Raw genomic sequence first — 17033 nt, 5'->3', positions numbered from 1 at the left:
ATAAACTGAAAATAACATGGAAGCAAATAAAAAAACAATCAAAGGCGGAGAATTTGTAATTCGCGAAACAGCATATACAGACATCTTTATTCCTGAAGAGTTTGATGAAGAGGCAAAGATGATACGCCAAACCTGCCTGGACTTTCTCGAAGCGGAAGTCTTGGACAACCTCGATCGTATAGACGCACAAGAGGAAGGTTTGATGCAAAGTCTGATGGATAAAGCGGGCGAATTGGGTATGCTAGGCGTATCTATTCCAGAAGAATACGGTGGTTTTGGCAAAAACTTCAACACTTCCATGCTTGTTGCAGAAGCTGTTGGGGGAGGCTTCTCTTTTGCCGTCGCCCTATCAGCACATACAGGAATTGGAACTTTACCCATTTTGTACTACGGTAATGCCGAGCAAAAAACCAAATATATCCCCAAGCTCGCTACCGGCGAGTGGAAGGCTGCTTATTGTTTAACGGAGCCAAATGCGGGGTCGGATGCAAACTCGGGACGTACCGCAGCGAAGCTAAATCCAGAAGGCACACATTACTTGATCAACGGTCAAAAGATGTGGATTACTAATGGTGGGTTTGCCGATATCTTTATTGTATTTGCTAAAATTGACGACGATAAAAACCTAACTGCATTTATTGTAGAGAAAGACTTTGGAGGAATCACAATGAATCCAGAGGAGCATAAGCTAGGCATCAAAGGTTCTTCTACCCGCCAGATCTTTTTTAATGACTGTGCGGTTCCGGTTGAAAATATGCTATCCACGCGTGAGAATGGTTTTAAAATCGCTGTAAACATCTTAAATATCGGCCGTATTAAACTGGGTGCCGCAACGATAGGATCGGCTCGTATGGTGGCTTCACAAGCTGTAAAATACGCGAACGAACGGGTTCAGTTTAACCTACCGATTTCTAAATTTGGTGCTATTCGTTATAAGCTGGCAGAAATGGCGACTCGCCTTTATGCCAATGAATCGGCCGCTTATCGGGCTGGACAAAATATAGACGATGCCTTTGAATCGTTGGTCGCTGGCGGTATGAGCGAGGCGGATGCAAAGCTTAAATCCGTGGAACAATTTGCGATCGAATGTGCCATCATCAAGGTATGGGGATCCGAAATGTTGGATTATGTGGTCGATGAAGGCGTACAGATTTACGGTGGTATGGGCTATTCAGCAGAAGCTCCAATGGAAAGAGCTTATCGCGATTCACGAATCAACCGGATCTTTGAGGGCACCAACGAAGTCAACCGTCTTCTTGTTGTAGACATGCTTTTAAAACGCGCCATGAAAGGCGAGCTTGACCTCATGGGTCCAGCAACAGCGGTAGCCAATGAGCTGATGTCTATTCCTGACTTTGCGGAAGAAGATGAGACTCCTTTTGCCGCAGAAAAGAAAATATTGGCCAACCTAAAAAAAGCGGGACTTCTTGTGGCAGGTGCAGCCGTACAGAAACTTATGATGTCTCTATCTAAAGAAGAGGAAATATTAATGAATATTGCAGATGTGATAGGTTATATCTACGTTGCTGAATCAGTATTACTGCGTGCCGAAAAAATTCATCACACCCAAGGTGCAGATGCAGCAAGCTACCCGGTAGATATGGCTCGAGTATATCTGTATAGCACGATAGATAAAGTATATGCTGCCGCTAAAGAAGCATTGTATTCGTTCGGTGAAGGCGATGAGTTGAAAATGATGTTAGTTGGTTTACGTCGCTTTACAAAAGCAGAACCGTTTAATGTTAAAGACGCGAGACAACGTATTGCTAAAAAGATGATCGACGATAATAAATACAATTTTTAAGGTTACATAGTTTTGTTTAATGAGGCTCTCAAAATTTAGTTTTGAGAGCCTTTTTTGTGTTCTTGAAAAAATAGTCTACTAAAAAGATAGGTTATATAAATATTATTTATATTTTCGCAAAACACTCGTTATCAAGAGGCATTGACAACGACAACTTGAATACGGACATAATTATTCATACAACATGGAACCATCTTACTACACCCAAACAACAAACCGACTTCGACAACGACGGCTTAGTACCTCTTCTACCTACTCGACTTCCCGAATGCGAATGTGTTGCTAAAGACACGCCCTACCTAACCACAATATCCAAACAACATATATACATATTTATGAAAAAAGAACTTTTTCAAGTAGCCTTGCTATTTGCCGGCCTCTCGATAGGCTATATAGAAACCGCTCGCGCACAGGTCGAAACAAAACCCATTATTAATGCGTCCTTAACAGGAACTATTATTGATGCCGAGACCAAAGAACCACTAGAAGGTGTCACCGTACAGCTGGACGCCGTAACGCACCAAGTCAAAACAGATAGGCAAGGCTTTTTCCAATTTGTGACCGGACAAAAACTCCCTTTCACCTTAATCGTAAGCAGAGTGGGTTACCAAACGCGTCGTCTAGTGATAGAGACCTCGCCAACCCAGATTGAATTAACCCCCAGTTTAGCCTCTCTAGAACAAGTTACAGTAACCTCCCGTCGTCGGAAAGAACAAATACAAGAAGTCCCCATTCCCATCTCTTTAATCCGCGGTACAACACTCGAAGAAGCAGGGGCATTTAATGTAAACCGATTAAAAGAGCTCATTCCTACCGTTCAACTCTATGCATCCAACGCTCGCAACACGACACTCAATATTCGCGGTTTGGGTTCCACTTATGGCTTAACCAACGACGGTATTGATCCCGGTGTTGGTTTCTATCTTGATGGCGTTTATCTAGCGCGTCCTGCCGCCACCGCATTAGATTTTATAGATATTGAACAAATAGAGGTGCTTCGTGGTCCCCAAGGCACACTATTTGGTAAGAACACAACTTCAGGTGCTTTCAATATAACATCACGTTTACCACAGTTTAAGCCAGAAGCAACGTTTGAAGCCAGTTACGGGAACTACGGTTATGTACAAGCCAAAACATCCATCACGGGTCCTTTGTCCAGCAAACTTGCGGCACGTATCTCATTTTCAGGCACACAGCGAGATGGAACGCTCTTCAATGTACACACTAACCGAAACATCAACAACACCAATAACCTTGGTCTGCGAGGACAACTTCTTTACACCCCAACTGATGATGTGAAGATCGTTCTAGCGGCCGACAAAACAACCCAACGCCCAGATGGTTACGGTTGGGGGGTTGCCGGCGTTGTCACCACAAAACGAGCGGCATACAGGCAATTTAATGCGATAATTGACGATTTAGGCTATACCCTACCTTATCAAAGTGCATTCGAACGCAAAATCGATCTCGATACACAATCCAAAGCCGACAATGAACTCGGAGGCGTTTCGCTGACCGCCGATGTAAAAATAGGTAACGGCACCTTAACTTCAACGTCGGCCTGGCGTTATTGGGACTGGGTTCCGTTAAACGACCGTGACTATATTGGTCTTCCTGTTTTCACCATATCTGCCGGCAATTCTAAACATAATCAATGGTCGCAAGAGTTTCGATACTCCGGAAAGATCAGCGAGTCTGTCAGCGGCGTAGTTGGTTTGTTTGGTCTATGGCAAGACCTTAACACCGATCCCGTGCATACCGAGGAAGGAGGCTCTGCTTTATGGCGCTTCGCACAATCATCCACCAGTGCCTTATGGAAAACGCCGGGCCTTTTCGATAATTTTGGTATAAAAACAACCTATGGCATTCGCAGTACGAGCTTAGCAGCCTACACACAAATAGACTGGGCGATCACACCGAAATTACATCTACTTCCAGGATTACGGTATAACTACGACAAGAAAAAAGCCGATTATGATCGTCAGCGCTACGGTGGACTCGAGACAACGGACCCCGCGTTACTCGCACTTAAAAACAGTATCTATAGCAATCAGTCTTTTAATACAGATGCCTCCGCGGATAATATCTCCGGACAGCTTTCGATACAATATAAAGTCAACAGTCAGCTCAATGGTTATGCCACTTATGCAATTAGCTATAAACCGGTCGGCATCAATGTTGGTGGTTTACCGACAGCTAATGGCGAAGTCCTGTTGGATTTAGCACGCGTAAAACCGGAAGCCGTAAACCATAAAGAATTTGGTTTAAAATCTAATCCGACTAAGAACTCGATCCTAAACATTACCTTCTACCAAACGGACATCAAAGACTACCAAACGCAAGTACAAACCCCAGACCCAGGGGTAAACAGGGGCTACCTAGCGAATGCCGAGAAAGTACGCGTAAAAGGTATCGAGCTTGATGGAAGTGTCAGAATTGGGCAGCACCTCCGCTTTAATACCGCCTTAGCTTATACCGACGGAAAGTATGTGAAGTTTACCAATGCACCGGTTCCACTCGAAGAAGTCGGAGGACCAGAGGCCTTCAAAGATATCTCTGGAGGCGCACTTCCTGGTATATCAAAGTGGTCCGGTTCCTTCGGCGGAGAAGTAAACACAGAAGGAAACCTACTTGGTCTGTCCGGGAACTTCTTCTTAGCGGCCGATCTTTTCTTCCGCTCCAAATTTTCATCGAGCCCCTCCCCTTCCGAATATCTTAATATCGACGCATATAGCTTGATTAACGCACGTGTAGGCTTCCGTGCAAACAATGGTGTTTCGGTCTTGGTATGGAGCCGCAATTTAACCAACAAAGATTACTACGAACAACTACTTGCTGCACCAGGAAGCTACGGGCAATACGCTGGCATTGTCGGCGACCCTCGTACCTATGGCGTGACATTACGATATAGCTGGAAATAATCCTTCTATGAAATGATGGTAACAATTCTTTGATGCTGAGATATAACAATGTCGAAAGGGTGGTAATTCCTATAAATTGTGTACTTTCACGACAATTTTATCAGGAAGCTGATCAACTTAAACATTATTATGTCCACATCAAAGAAAATTACCTTCACGGAAGATTGGGTTGTTGTAATTCTAGGATTAGCCATTATATTTTTGGCTTTATTACGTGTTAACATTCCTAAACCTTCGTTTTCATGGGAAACAATCGAAGTACTAAGCACAAAAATCCTTGGCGCAGACAATTTACTTAAAATAGGTGGGCAGTTTTTATTGGTTTATGGTATTGCCATTTTGGGTGCCTTTCTATTAGGCAAACCAGTTAAGCACCTGTTAATTGTTTTTCCGATCGTTTTTGTCGTCACGCTTATTGCTTTGGTTATCGCAGGAAACAATGTTGTCAAAGAATATAACCTAGAGGCCGTTATTTTCAGTTTAGCCATCGGCCTTGCTATCAGTAATTTTTTCAAACTACCAAACTGGTTTAAAGAAGCTTTGTCCACAGAGCTCTATGTAAAAATAGGCTTAGTTCTCCTCGGAACCACCGTTATTTTTGGGGACATTCTAAAGGCGGGTTCATTGGGCCTTATTCAAGCCTTGGTGGTTGTTATCTCGGTATGGTATTTTGCGTTTTGGCTTTGTAAAAAGCTTAAGATCGATGAAGAGATGTCAATGATGCTCTCTAGCGCAGTTTCAATCTGCGGTGTCTCGGCAGCCATAGCGACCTCTGGCGCAATAAAAGGTGATTCGAAAAAGCTGTCTTATGTCATCTCTTTGGTATTAATCACCGCTATTCCGATGATGATTTTTATGCCATACATGGCCAACTGGATGGGTCTATCCCAAGAGGTGACCGGCGCCTGGCTCGGCGGTAGTATCGACACCACAGGGGCCGTTGTCGCTTCAGGCTCCCTTGTTGGCGATGAAGCTTTAAAAATCAGTACTATTGTTAAATTCTCCCAAAACGTATTATTAGGAATTGCAGCATTTGCGATCAGTATCTATTGGACATATTCCAAATCTAAGAGTGCCGAAAATGCAGAGAAGCCGACCCTTAAAGTTATCTGGGATCGCTTTCCAAAATTTGTCCTCGGCTTTATATTTGCCTCTCTTCTATTTTCATTCGTAATATCTCCCGAAAAGATTGACACCGTAAAAGATGGGCTTAAAAGTGTTCAAGGTCTTTGGTTTACCCTTGCTTTTACATCCATTGGGCTAGAAACAAATTTCAAGGACTTATTTGTACACAACAACAAAAAGCCCTTGTACGCCTTTCTTATTGCACAAACATTTAATGTGATTGTGACATTATTGGTGGCGTTAGTATTGTTTGGATAATACTTTTTGTTCGCTACTTTTTTATCAATGGCTTAAGCAAATATTCTAAGCCATTGAGTTTTATTTCGTAGAGGGTTGCAAGCTGTACACCTAGCTTTCCGGCAGGGAATCCCTTTTGGTGGAACCAAACCAGGTATGGCTCAGGCAAATTACATAACAACCAACCTTGATACTTGCCAAAAGGCATTTTTGTGTTGGCCAATTCTACCAAAATATCCGGGTTGAGCATGCCGTTGTTAGTCTCTTGTTTTGCCATTTTTTAATCGGTGTAAAAGTAACCGTGCCGCAATAACCCCATGGTTTATTATATTCGGCACTGTACCGTAGTATTTCTTAAAAATATCATACCGTTCTTTAAGGCTCTCCCGGTGCCGTTGCTGGGACATGCCTCCGACAAGATACTTCGCTACATACTGATTGACATTAACAATCTTATCTGCCTTTTGTGCTGCACGGATAATCCAATCTATATCGGCACTCAAGCGATACTGCATATCGTAAGGCTCGGCAATACTCCGTTTTATATAAATGGCCTGATGACAGACATTCATGCCATATTTAAACGATTTCCAATCAAATTTCTTTGGCGCCTTATGACGCCTATCTCCCAATATATTACGATCCTCATCCACCAATTTGGTTTCCCCATAGTAGATATCAGCATTCTCCGCACTCGAAAACACTTTCTCTAAGGTCATATCTTCATACAATTCATCGCCGGAGTTTAAAAACAAGACGTAATCTCCTGTCGCTAAGGCCAGTCCCTTGTTCATCGCATCATAAATCCCCTTATCTTTTTCGGAGACTAGTACTGAAATCTCTTCCCGATACTGCTCAATAACCTCCAATGTGCCGTCCGTAGAAAGACCATCTACCACAATATATTCTATATTAGGATAGGTCTGCTTCATTACAGAACGAATGGTGTATTCAATGTCTCTGACATTATTATACACAATAGTAATAATCGAAATCTTGGGTGTCAGCACGTTTTATTTTTTAGAGAATTTTTTCATTAAAAAACGAACAGCACGTTCAAGCAAATTACCTTTTCGATGCGCATAAAAATATTTTATCGATTCATACGCTTTTTTGTGCTCTTCAATTTCTGTTGGGAAATACTTTATCTTAGTAGTAGCCAGTTCAACACGGTATACATTATCTACATCGGAATGCGTTCCGGATCCATCGGTACCAATATTTTGGGTCATGGAGCTTCGCGGATACAAAACCAGCCCATTTTGATTAAAAACGGAAAGATACCAACGAATAGCCCACGAATTAATCTTTCCTGCTTTAAAATCCTTTACTTGCTTCCAGAAGTTCTCTTTACCATCAATACTAAAGCGGCGGATATCCTTCCGCTTAAAATCTTTTGTTAGGACATCAATATCCGGGTTAAATTTATCCCAGCTTCGTTTCCAGGTCGCCCAGCCCCAACTATTGGCCACACGAAAGAAAAAGGATTTTGGTAATCGCTTTGGGTGTTGTACCGGGTACATATAACCACTAATCTGCATCACCCGTTCTTCCTCCACATAACAATCCAAGGCATCATTAAAGAAAGTCAACGCATAGGGCGAAGTGACAAGGTCGTCTTCTAACACGATAATACGTCCATGCTCATTCACCACTTTCGTTACCCCATCAATCACATTCTCTGCAAGTCCAATATTTTTTGTGCGCTCTATGATATGAATATGTTTGAACTCCCATGGTTCACGGATAATAGCACGTACTTGATTAACAAGTTCAATCGCATCTGCATTTTTAGGGCCATCCGATACTATATAAAGAACGGATTCTGAAGCCAGTAGATTTTTTTCCAAAGCCACCAATGTCTGCCGTGTGTGCTTCGGTCTATTATAAACAAATAAAACAATGGGAGCTAATTCGCGCATCTATATTCCTAAACAGTTTTGATCCCGGTAAAAAACAACCGTGGATTTATCATGGATAGCACCAATAGCTATGCCAGAAAAAGGTATATGTCTGAATCCTTTTGCTTTCATATATTCGAAAGCTTCTTTGTACTTCTCCCGTTCCGCATCATCTAAGATAATAACCCCCTTATTGCTCAGCTTTTGCATTGCATTCTTTAGACATGCAACACGCTCTCTACCGTCCACTAATACAATGTCAAAATCACTATTTTCATGAAGAATAGCCTCTTGATACGCTTTATCTCCAAGCGGGACGAAAGAAATATCAACATTTGTTGGTAGGTTGCCTTTTATCTTAGCGTACCATTCTTCATTATTTTCAATCGACCGAACGGTTTTAACTTGTTTAGCGAAAAAAAAAGTAGAATTTCCAGCACCATACTCAAATAGTGACAGCTCTTTGTTCAACCGCCCTTCAATAAAGTCCAAAAAAGAGTACGTCAGCCAAGGAATAGGTTCGCCTGTAGGCGATAAAGCTTGTTTATGCTTATACGACTGAAGCCAGCCGCGCTGCACAAAATATCCCTTTCCACCGAGTGACAACAGCCCTCGTAAGACCCTTGTGTTTAATAATGACGTGTATGAACCTTCTTGTTTCATAATTATGGTTTTGGTCTAAACTAGCGATTTATTTTGAATGTCTATCAACGATTTTCGATAAAATATTAAGAAAAAATAAAGACCGTAGTAAGATAAATCCTTGCGCCCTGGTTTTCGCAAAAACAAGCAGCGAAAACGTTGATACCGCTTGTGCCAAAACATTTGCTGCTGCTGCCCCAACCATCCCGTATTTAGGAATCAACAACAGGTTCAAAATTATGATGGTTATAGCGCCAAAGAGGGTCCGCAAGAGACTGATCCGTGTTAAGCCTTCGGCAATAAGATACTGCCCACTAGCCGTTCCTAAAAAGGCAAACACACCAGCCCAAGCATTCACTTGTAGCGCCTGTGCTCCAGCCAAGTACTCTGGCTTTAGAAACGTTGCATACAAAAATGGTGCAACAAAAGTAATAGCGAGCGCAATAGTCACGCTGACGACCACCATAAGATCATACAAATTGGTCATCCGCTTCTGGTAGAGCGTAGGTTCGTTCTTACGAAAATTCATAATCGCAGGAAATACCGCCGTACAAATTGCCGTTGCAATGAAAAACCAACTTTCCGTATGTTGTGAAACAACACTATATATACCAGACACACTATTTCCCTTTATCATATCAAGCATGATCTGTCCTACTTTCATATAGAGACTGACGAAAATAGCAGAGAAAGCCAGAGGCCACCCCAACGCCAACAGTTGTCGCGCTATAGCCGGGTTGTATTTCCAATTGAAAATAGACTTACCTTGCTTGCGGTAATACCGAATATAACCTACTTGTAACAGGAGAACATCGATCACCAACATGACAATGAATGCATCGATAGGCGCTTTCAGGAGGACCAGCCCTAGTTTTAACAAGGCAGACAGGATATTTGCTGTCACTTGCACATACATAATGTACTTGCCTTGTGTCTTCGATTGAAAATAACTATCTATAATCTGTGTTGCCTGCACTAAACAGATAAGCGACATCATTACAATTTGCTTAAAAGAGGCAGCAGGTGCATTTGTCCCAAAGTGACTTATCCCGTAATATGTCAAATAAATCAAGGGGATAGCAACCAGTCCGCCGACCAACCGCAATCGTAACGCAGAACCTAATAGCTCATTTTCCTTTTCCGGATGTTGCAATAACTGCCGGGTAACGAGCGCATCCGTTCCGAGGGTACAAATACCTGTAAAAAGAATGATCAGTGGATAGTTTAAGGCTGCAGTAAGCTCCGGCCCTAGATAGTTGGGTAACAGCAAAGCTGTTACCAACATTTTTATAAACAATGAACCAACACGGGCTAGCATTAACCAGCCCGTGTTTTTAAAATATTTGTCGAACGCTTCTGGCGTAAAACCAGGCAATGACGGAATCCTCATACACACGTAATCCTTACAGAATTCTTAAAAGCAATAATTCTCGAGCTTATAATACCGTCAACGATTTCGCAAACTCCTTCAATTTGTGATTATCCGGATCTAGATCGGTAACTAAGTAAGAGACGTCTCGTAACGGGGCAACTCGCATTTTTTGGTTAGAATTCAATTTCTCGGCGATACTAAGAATAACGACCTTTTGTGAAGCTTTGATCATCGCGCGCTTAATTTGTACCACCTCCCAATCCGAGTCGGTAATTCCTTCGTCTACGGACAAACTATTTGTTCCCAGTAGACATAGGTCGACGCGGATTTCAGACAACTCATTAATAACCTGCGCACCAGTGACAATATTGGTATTTCTAGACAATTTGCCCCCAACTAATATAACATCGATATTATCTTTTTCAGCTAATTCTAAGGCAACAAGCGGGCTAATAGTAAAAAAAGTACACTGTACATCATTGGGAATCAAACGTGCTAACTCGATCATGGTTGTCCCACCACCAACCAAAACCGTCATTCCATTTTGGATTAATGAAATAGCCTTTTTAGCAATCTCTTTCTTAGACTCCTTTGCATATACATTTCCATCTTGAAACGGAAATTGAAATGATTTTGATAGTGCTCCTCCGTATACTTTAAGCACCTGCCCGTTCTCCGCAAGCTCATTCAAATCTCTACGAATAGTATCCTCAGAAACGTTAAGCTGAACACTTAAGTCTGAAGATAACACTTTGTTGTGTAGATTTATTTGGTGAATAATATAGGCTTGTCTTTCTTCCTTTAACATGTTTACATTAATTAGGTTATAATTTTATATGTTTTCAGATGAACCCGCATCTGATGGTTTATTTTTGGTAATACCGGCCTTAAAACGCGGCTTGAACCCTTTTGGGGCACTCGTGGTCGTAGGCTTTGCCTCTACTGCAGGATTATCTTCCTTAACAGGCTCTGCGACCGAGGAGTTCGATGTATCTGTTTCCACAGCCCTCGTGACACCAGCCTTGAAACGAGCTTTGAACCCTGCCGGGGCACTCGTCGTAGGCTTTGCCTCTACTGCAGGATTATCTTCCTTAACAGGCTCTGCGACCGAGGAGTTCGATGTATCTGTTTCTGCAGCCTTCGTAACACCAGCCTTAAAACGAGGTTTGAACCCTGCCGGGGCACTCGTCGTAGGCTTTGCCTCTACTGCAGGATTATCTTCCTTAACAGGCTCTGCGACCGAGGAGTTCGATGTATCTGTTTCTGCAGCCTTCGTAACACCAGCCTTAAAACGAGGTTTGAACCCTGCCGGGGCACTCGTCGCCGTAGGTTTTGCTTCAACGGCAGAATTCTCTTCTTTAGACGGTTCTTCTACTGGAACAGACTCAACCGTTTTAGTAGTTGCGGCCTTAAAGCGCGGTTTAAATCCAACAGCTTTAGTTGGCACAGAAACCTCCGCATCAGCACCCTTCACAGCTGCGACAGGCTGCTCTTGCACCACTATTGTTGGCTTTACTTCCTTTGGAACGGTATCGACTAAAAGAAAATCTTTGCGCAACCTGTTGAACCAAAATTTCTTTGAATGGTCGAAACTCTTCTCGCCCATCTGCGCATAGTGACTTTGAAATTCAGCGTATAACGTTTCGTCTCTTTGCTGTAGCAGAGATAAATCAATCTTCTTCTTAACAAAAAACTCTTCAAACGTCATCATGCGTAACAAAGTAAATCTTCCGGGCCTGGAGTCTTATATACAAGAAACACCACACCCACAAACACTAAAAGTAGCAAATATTAATAAAAAAAGAGGGCAATGCCCTCTTTTTTTATTCTTAGAACAGAGTTTTACTCCATATTGTGATATACAGCCTGTACATCATCATCTTCTTCAATTTTATCAATGAGCTTCAAAACATCGGCAGCCTGCTCTTCTGTTAACGAGGTATGTGACAACGCAATACGCTCCAACTTAGCCGATGCAACTTCTATACCTTTCTCCTCGAGTAAACTTTGCATATTACCAAAGTCTTCAAATGACGTTTGCACGACCACAATATCTTTACCCTCCTCATCGGATTCCAAGTACAGTTCTTCCAAACCTCCATCGATTAACTCCAGCTCCAGCTCTTCCATATCCAGGTCTTCAGCTGCTGCGAAACGAAAGATAGACTTCCGTTGAAAGATAAAGTCTAACGACCCTGTCTTTCCTAAGGAGCCGCCCGATTTTGTGAAATAGCTTCTGATATTTGCTACCGTCCTATTCGTGTTGTCAGTTGCTGTCTCGATAAGTACCGGTACACCGTGTGGGCCGTAACCCTCATATACGTACTCTTCATATCCTTTGGCATCTTTCTCAGAAGCACGTTTTATGGCCGCTTCGACACGGTCTTTCGGCATATTAACCGCTTTTGCATTCTGAATTGCCGTCCGCAAGCGTGCGTTATTCTCGGGGTGTGGTCCGCCTTCTTTTACTGAAATCGCAATTTCTTTTCCAAGACGCGTAAACTGTACGGCCATTTTGGCCCAGCGCTTAAATTTTCTTTCTTTTCTGAATTCAAAGGCTCTACCCATTGTTATATGTTTGTTTTGAGGTTTTCAATCATGTCTTTTGTCATGGCCTCTAAATCAAACGTTGGTTGCCACCCCCAGTCTTTACGGGCATAGGCGTCATCGATACTCGCCGGCCAAGAGTCGGCGATCGCTTGACGAGGATCATTCTCGACATAAGACATCTCAAAATTAGGAAGAATTTTTTTAATTTCTTCTGCTATCATTGCCGGCGTGAAGGATATACCCGCTAAGTTATAGCTTGAACGGATCGATAGCTGCTCCGCTGGTGCATCCATCAATTCAATTGTTCCGCGTACGGCATCATCCATATATAACATAGGCAGCTCCGTGTTTTCAGACAAGAAACTTGCGTATTTCCCTTGGCGCAGTGCTTCAAAGAAAATATGTACGGCATAGTCCGTTGTACCTCCTCCTGGTGCTGTCTTCCAAGAAATTATCCCTGGATAACGAACACTACGGATATCCAAGCCATACTTTTGGTGATAATATTCACATAAGCGCTCCCCGGCCAACTTACTAATACCATAAATGCTATTGGGATCCATGACACAATATTGCTCGGTGTGTTGCTTTGGTGAATTTGGACCAAAAACAGCGATCGAACTCGGCCAAAAGATTTTCTTAATTCCCAACTCTAACGCGAGGTCAAGCACATTCAGCAAACCATTCATATTTAAATCCCATGCTTTCATCGGATATTGCTCGCCTGTAGCTGATAGCATCGCGGCCAATAAATATATTTGTGTCGGTTTATATTTCACTAATAATGCCTTCACTGCATCTTTATCCAAGACATTGATGGTCTCAAAAATCTCTCCGGACTTCAATTCTGCCGGGGGTCTTATATCAGAAGTGATGACATTCTCATTGCCAAATTTCTGGCGGAGTGCAACAGCCAATTCAGATCCGATTTGACCATTTGCACCAATCATAATAATACGCTCTTTCATTGCCCCAAAGATAGTTCATTTTTTACTCTTCTGTCAATAGCTGCTTCATGTTCGTATCAGCACAAAAGTTAATTTAAACGACTGAAAATGACCTAAAGAGCCATACAACTCCGCATGACAAATATAAAAACCTCCCTTCACATCCTGCCCGTTATCGTCTTTTCCATCCCATCGTATTTCTCCCCGCTGACCTGCACTTTTATTACGAATCAATCGGTTGACTATCCTTCCTTTATCATCAAATATCGTCACGTTAAGCATCGGATCTACAATAGAAAAATCATAAACTACCGTTAAAAAATCTTCTACACCATCTCCATTTGGAGACATCGTTTGGCTGCGCAAAAAAAGATTATTTTTTTCTTCTTTTTTTTCCACAAAGCTCGAATTTTCATACCCTGGGGTCGCACCACCTGCCAAAACTGCTGCCGAAGTGAAACTTCCCGGGGCATTCGTGGCCAAATCATACCCCCGACGTTCCAACGATATTCCTTTAACATTTCTCAAAAAGGGCTGATGCATTTCTCGGGTATAAACTAAACTGTCGATTGTTTTACGTGTTGTTTTTAGCACCACTTCTCCGCCGGCATTTGCCATTCGTGGTAAACGCAACATTTCTATAAAAACATCGTGTACTGCTGCCGGATAATAGCGTGCAACGTTCTCGAACGAGGTGGTCAAAACCCGAAATTCGCCTGAAAGCAACAAATGCCTTTCCAAAGAAATTGGATATCCTCCCAAAAGGCAGGTAGAAAGGTCAATCGGTTTCCCTGATCGGTTATAGATCTCAACAAAAGCAGCACCATTGTCCTTTGGGTTGAAAAGTACCTCATTAATGACAATATCTTGCTCCATAACATCCGAAGATCTCAAAATAACCAACTTTGTATGATAAGAAATAGCACAAAAATATAATGCTGTCATGTTCAGCTCGTAAACCAAATCTTCCTCCAAAGATTTTTCTAATAGAAGACGGATACCTTCGTCCTCCTGCACAACCTCCTTCACCGTATTTAGATCATCAACAAAACTAAAGCTCGCGCCCGACAGGTTTTCTGCAAGATGCAACGGCAGCCCAACAGTTAACCATAACGTGAGAGGATCACGAATTTCTACCTGTGGCAACAATGCCGGCACATAAGACTCGTTCCAAACACTATTACGGAAACCTGGAGTACCTCCTAAAGGCGCAGACGACTCCTTCCAATTAGGCTGTACATTGCATTTATATCCTGGATTTATACGCTCCAAACTAGGTGCCTTATTTACTTGTTCCCCTTCATACCAACGATCGCTGTAAGCAACCTTATCGATCATCATACCGGTCTGATCGAGCAGCTGCACCACGGCTCCTTTATGGGACAGTGATCGCCACCCTAGCAAAGACACAACATTCCCAAAGTGACGAAATTCAGCTTCTGTTCCCGCTGGAACCAAGAGCATGAACTGCTTTGGAGCGAGACGGCGATTAGGGAAGAGATAGCAGGCCGAATCAATATGTAGTTTGTACCCCGTTAAGTTCAGCGATGCGTTACCATTATTATAGATTTCAATGTATGGATATGGAGGAAGGTCAGCCCCAATTGTGTTCGTTCGTATCTCGGTCAGGACAATCTGTGCCCACGCCGTCTTGTATCCAGATAAAAAAGCGAAAGTAAAAAGGAGAATGCATTGAATTTTTTTTAACAAACCGCGTTTGTTTTGGCAAAAATTTAAATTTAAGGCGAAATCATTAATAAATTTTCTATTTATTAGAAAAGAATCGGCTTATTTCGTATGTTTGGTTCCTTATAAATAAATGTAAACAAATTATTTATCAATCAGTCATATAAAACAAACTAATTAAGTATGAAAGTCGCAGTAGTAGGGGCAACTGGCCTAGTGGGGTCGGAAATCTTAACCGTTTTAGCGGAGCGTAATTTCCCGGTAACAGAATTAATTCCTGTAGCATCTGAGAAGAGCAAGGGTAAGGAAATTGAGTTCAAGGGAAAGAAATATAAGGTTGTCACACCATCTGAGGCTATTGCATTAAAACCTAATGTTGCTTTGTTTTCGGCTGGTGGTGAAACTTCGACTGCATATGCGCCTTTATACGCAGAAGCAGGCATTACTGTTGTTGATAATTCGTCGGCTTGGCGAATGGATCCAACAAAAAAGCTTGTCGTTCCGGAAGTAAATGGAAATGTCCTCACTGCGGCAGACAAGATCATAGCCAATCCAAACTGTTCGACCATACAAATGGTTGTGGTATTAAAACCACTTCACGAAAAATATAAAATCAAGCGTGTTGTCGTATCGACCTATCAATCGGTTACTGGTACAGGCGTAAAAGCTGTTGATCAATTAATGAATGAGCGTGCCGGTATCGACGGGGAAAAAGCATATCCATACCAGATCGACCTTAATGTTATCCCGCATATCGATGTTTTCCAAGACAATGGGTACACGAAGGAAGAGATGAAAATGATCAAAGAAACCAATAAAATTATGGGTGATGATTCCATCCGTGTTACCGCAACAACAGTCCGGATCCCTGTGATGGGAGGCCACTCTGAGTCGGTTAACATAGAGTTTGAGAACGACTTTGATTTGAATGAAGTTCGTCAACTTTTAGCCGCGGAAGAAGGTGTTATCGTGGTGGATGATCCCGCAAATTTAAAATATCCGATGCCGAAGGATGCCCATGGTAAAGATGAGGTTTTAGTTGGACGTATCCGTCGTGATGAATCTCAGGACAAAACCTTAAATTTATGGGTTGTTGCAGACAACTTACGCAAGGGCGCGGCGACAAATGCTGTACAAATTGCAGAATTGTTAAATCAAAAAGGACTTATATAACCGTAGAATCCATTTTACAATCAAATACCTACAAGCCTCTTTATTTACTTAAAGGGGCTTGTTTTTTGAACCTCTCCTCCCAACCGGGTGAATATTTCCTTCTTGATTTCAAAGCCGGCAGCATCAATTGCTCGTGTTGCATCTTCTAAGATCACCGTATTAAATCCTTCGGATAGGCTATCAAGAGCCGTAAAGTACACACAATAGTCCGCCGCCAATCCACACACATGAACTTCATCGATATTCATGTTTTTTAAATAACCAGAAAGGCCCGTACTTTTCTCTTGTCCATTATCAAAAAAACCTGAATAACTATCGATCTTTGGGTCCATTCCTTTTCTAAAAACAGCAGCAATCGGCTGGTTATTGAGCGCCTCCGAAAGTGCAGCACCGCGGGTCCCTTGTACGCAATGGTCTGGCCATAGCGCTTGTTCTTTTCCATCTTTTTCTATAACATCCCCGCCCCTCTTCCCTGGGTGCTGTGACGCAAAGCTGATATGATGGAGCGGATGCCAATCCTGCGTAGCAACAACAACATCATATTGCTGCTGAATGCTATTTATGACCGGAATTATTTGATCCCCCTCCGCCACGGCAAGGTTGCCGCCAGGCAAAAAATCATACTGCATATCGACAATGATTAACGCTTTCATAGTTATCCTTTTAGTGAACAAA

At 42.4% G+C, this 17033-nt stretch carries 15 protein-coding genes; 4 read left to right on the top strand and 11 right to left on the bottom strand.

Going from position 1 to position 17033, the window contains the following annotated elements; all coding sequences use genetic code 11:
• Positions 1 to 16 precede the first annotated feature (16 nt).
• From E2P86_RS00480 to E2P86_RS00470, 3 genes are all read left to right on the top strand, one after another.
• Positions 17 to 1804 carry an acyl-CoA dehydrogenase family protein gene (locus tag E2P86_RS00480; protein WP_134430016.1) on the top strand — a complete coding sequence of 596 codons (1788 nt, stop codon included), beginning with the start codon at positions 17 to 19 and terminating at the stop codon, positions 1802 to 1804.
• Positions 1805 to 2139: 335 nt separating this feature from the next.
• The gene (locus tag E2P86_RS00475) at positions 2140 to 4725 is read left to right on the top strand and encodes a TonB-dependent receptor (RefSeq protein ID WP_085474022.1); all 2586 of its coding nucleotides are present in this window, start codon (positions 2140 to 2142) and stop codon (positions 4723 to 4725) included.
• Between the two features lie 129 nt (positions 4726 to 4854).
• Complete coding sequence (locus tag E2P86_RS00470; RefSeq protein WP_134430013.1) at positions 4855 to 6108, top strand: YeiH family protein; 1254 nt, start codon at positions 4855 to 4857, stop codon at positions 6106 to 6108.
• Positions 6109 to 6121: 13 nt separating this feature from the next.
• Here the strand turns inward: E2P86_RS00470 and E2P86_RS00465 are convergent, their stop codons facing one another.
• From E2P86_RS00465 to E2P86_RS00420, 10 genes are all read right to left on the bottom strand, one after another.
• Positions 6122 to 6337, bottom strand: a complete 216-nt coding sequence (locus E2P86_RS00465) for a DUF3820 family protein (protein ID WP_085474200.1) — start codon at positions 6335 to 6337, stop codon at positions 6122 to 6124.
• A gap of 7 nt (positions 6338 to 6344) precedes the next feature.
• Positions 6345 to 7097 (bottom strand): glycosyltransferase family 2 protein, encoded by a 753-nt coding sequence (locus E2P86_RS00460; protein WP_134430010.1) that lies wholly within the window; start codon positions 7095 to 7097, stop codon positions 6345 to 6347.
• 3 nt (positions 7098 to 7100) lie between these two features.
• Complete coding sequence (locus E2P86_RS00455; RefSeq protein WP_085474020.1) at positions 7101 to 8009, bottom strand: glycosyltransferase; 909 nt, start codon at positions 8007 to 8009, stop codon at positions 7101 to 7103.
• The gene (locus E2P86_RS00450; protein WP_085474019.1) at positions 8010 to 8651 is read right to left on the bottom strand and encodes a class I SAM-dependent methyltransferase; all 642 of its coding nucleotides are present in this window, start codon (positions 8649 to 8651) and stop codon (positions 8010 to 8012) included.
• 28 nt (positions 8652 to 8679) lie between these two features.
• On the bottom strand, positions 8680 to 10020 hold the full coding sequence (locus E2P86_RS00445; RefSeq protein WP_134430007.1) for a flippase: 1341 nt from the start codon (positions 10018 to 10020) through the stop codon (positions 8680 to 8682).
• 46 nt (positions 10021 to 10066) lie between these two features.
• Positions 10067 to 10810, bottom strand: a complete 744-nt coding sequence (locus tag E2P86_RS00440) for a DeoR/GlpR family DNA-binding transcription regulator (RefSeq protein WP_085474017.1) — start codon at positions 10808 to 10810, stop codon at positions 10067 to 10069.
• A 24-nt stretch (positions 10811 to 10834) separates the two neighbouring features.
• A complete protein-coding gene (locus E2P86_RS00435; RefSeq protein ID WP_134430004.1) occupies positions 10835 to 11713 on the bottom strand; it encodes a hypothetical protein in 879 nt (292 codons plus the stop codon).
• 131 nt (positions 11714 to 11844) lie between these two features.
• Positions 11845 to 12570: a YebC/PmpR family DNA-binding transcriptional regulator gene (locus tag E2P86_RS00430; RefSeq protein ID WP_085474015.1), complete on the bottom strand. Its 726-nt coding sequence runs from the start codon at positions 12568 to 12570 to the stop codon at positions 11845 to 11847.
• A 2-nt stretch (positions 12571 to 12572) separates the two neighbouring features.
• Positions 12573 to 13520 (bottom strand): NAD-dependent epimerase/dehydratase family protein, encoded by a 948-nt coding sequence (locus E2P86_RS00425; RefSeq protein WP_085474014.1) that lies wholly within the window; start codon positions 13518 to 13520, stop codon positions 12573 to 12575.
• 45 nt (positions 13521 to 13565) lie between these two features.
• Positions 13566 to 15209, bottom strand: a complete 1644-nt coding sequence (locus tag E2P86_RS00420) for a lamin tail domain-containing protein (RefSeq protein ID WP_134430002.1) — start codon at positions 15207 to 15209, stop codon at positions 13566 to 13568.
• 159 nt (positions 15210 to 15368) lie between these two features.
• On the opposite strand from E2P86_RS00420, the gene E2P86_RS00415 reads away from it, so the two are divergent.
• Entirely contained in the window at positions 15369 to 16358 is a 990-nt protein-coding gene (locus E2P86_RS00415) for an aspartate-semialdehyde dehydrogenase (protein WP_134429999.1), read from the top strand.
• Between the two features lie 44 nt (positions 16359 to 16402).
• On the opposite strand, the gene pncA is transcribed toward E2P86_RS00415, so the two are convergent.
• Entirely contained in the window at positions 16403 to 17011 is a 609-nt protein-coding gene (gene pncA, locus E2P86_RS00410) for a bifunctional nicotinamidase/pyrazinamidase (protein ID WP_134429996.1), read from the bottom strand.
• Between the last annotated feature and the right edge of the window lie 22 nt (positions 17012 to 17033).

Source organism: Sphingobacterium psychroaquaticum (assembly GCF_004421025.1).
Taxonomy (GTDB): domain Bacteria; phylum Bacteroidota; class Bacteroidia; order Sphingobacteriales; family Sphingobacteriaceae; genus Sphingobacterium; species Sphingobacterium psychroaquaticum.
The sequence above is the reverse complement of the archived record's forward strand: the minus strand, read 5'-3'. Positions and strand labels throughout refer to the sequence as shown.

Excerpts from the sequence above, each read along its gene's own strand:
- E2P86_RS00480 (WP_134430016.1), top strand. The coding sequence starts at position 17 with ATGGAAGCAAATAAAAAAACAATCAAAGGCGGAGAATTTGTAATTCGC.
- E2P86_RS00475 (WP_085474022.1), top strand. The coding sequence starts at position 2,140 with ATGAAAAAAGAACTTTTTCAAGTAGCCTTGCTATTTGCCGGCCTCTCG.
- E2P86_RS00470 (WP_134430013.1), top strand. The coding sequence starts at position 4,855 with ATGTCCACATCAAAGAAAATTACCTTCACGGAAGATTGGGTTGTTGTA.
- E2P86_RS00465 (WP_085474200.1), bottom strand. The coding sequence starts at position 6,337 with ATGCTCAACCCGGATATTTTGGTAGAATTGGCCAACACAAAAATGCCT.
- E2P86_RS00455 (WP_085474020.1), bottom strand. The coding sequence starts at position 8,009 with ATGCGCGAATTAGCTCCCATTGTTTTATTTGTTTATAATAGACCGAAG.
- E2P86_RS00450 (WP_085474019.1), bottom strand. The coding sequence starts at position 8,651 with ATGAAACAAGAAGGTTCATACACGTCATTATTAAACACAAGGGTCTTA.
- E2P86_RS00445 (WP_134430007.1), bottom strand. The coding sequence starts at position 10,020 with ATGAGGATTCCGTCATTGCCTGGTTTTACGCCAGAAGCGTTCGACAAA.
- E2P86_RS00440 (WP_085474017.1), bottom strand. The coding sequence starts at position 10,810 with ATGTTAAAGGAAGAAAGACAAGCCTATATTATTCACCAAATAAATCTA.
- E2P86_RS00435 (WP_134430004.1), bottom strand. The coding sequence starts at position 11,713 with ATGATGACGTTTGAAGAGTTTTTTGTTAAGAAGAAGATTGATTTATCT.
- E2P86_RS00430 (WP_085474015.1), bottom strand. The coding sequence starts at position 12,570 with ATGGGTAGAGCCTTTGAATTCAGAAAAGAAAGAAAATTTAAGCGCTGG.
- E2P86_RS00425 (WP_085474014.1), bottom strand. The coding sequence starts at position 13,520 with ATGAAAGAGCGTATTATTATGATTGGTGCAAATGGTCAAATCGGATCT.
- E2P86_RS00415 (WP_134429999.1), top strand. The coding sequence starts at position 15,369 with ATGAAAGTCGCAGTAGTAGGGGCAACTGGCCTAGTGGGGTCGGAAATC.
- pncA (WP_134429996.1), bottom strand. The coding sequence starts at position 17,011 with ATGAAAGCGTTAATCATTGTCGATATGCAGTATGATTTTTTGCCTGGC.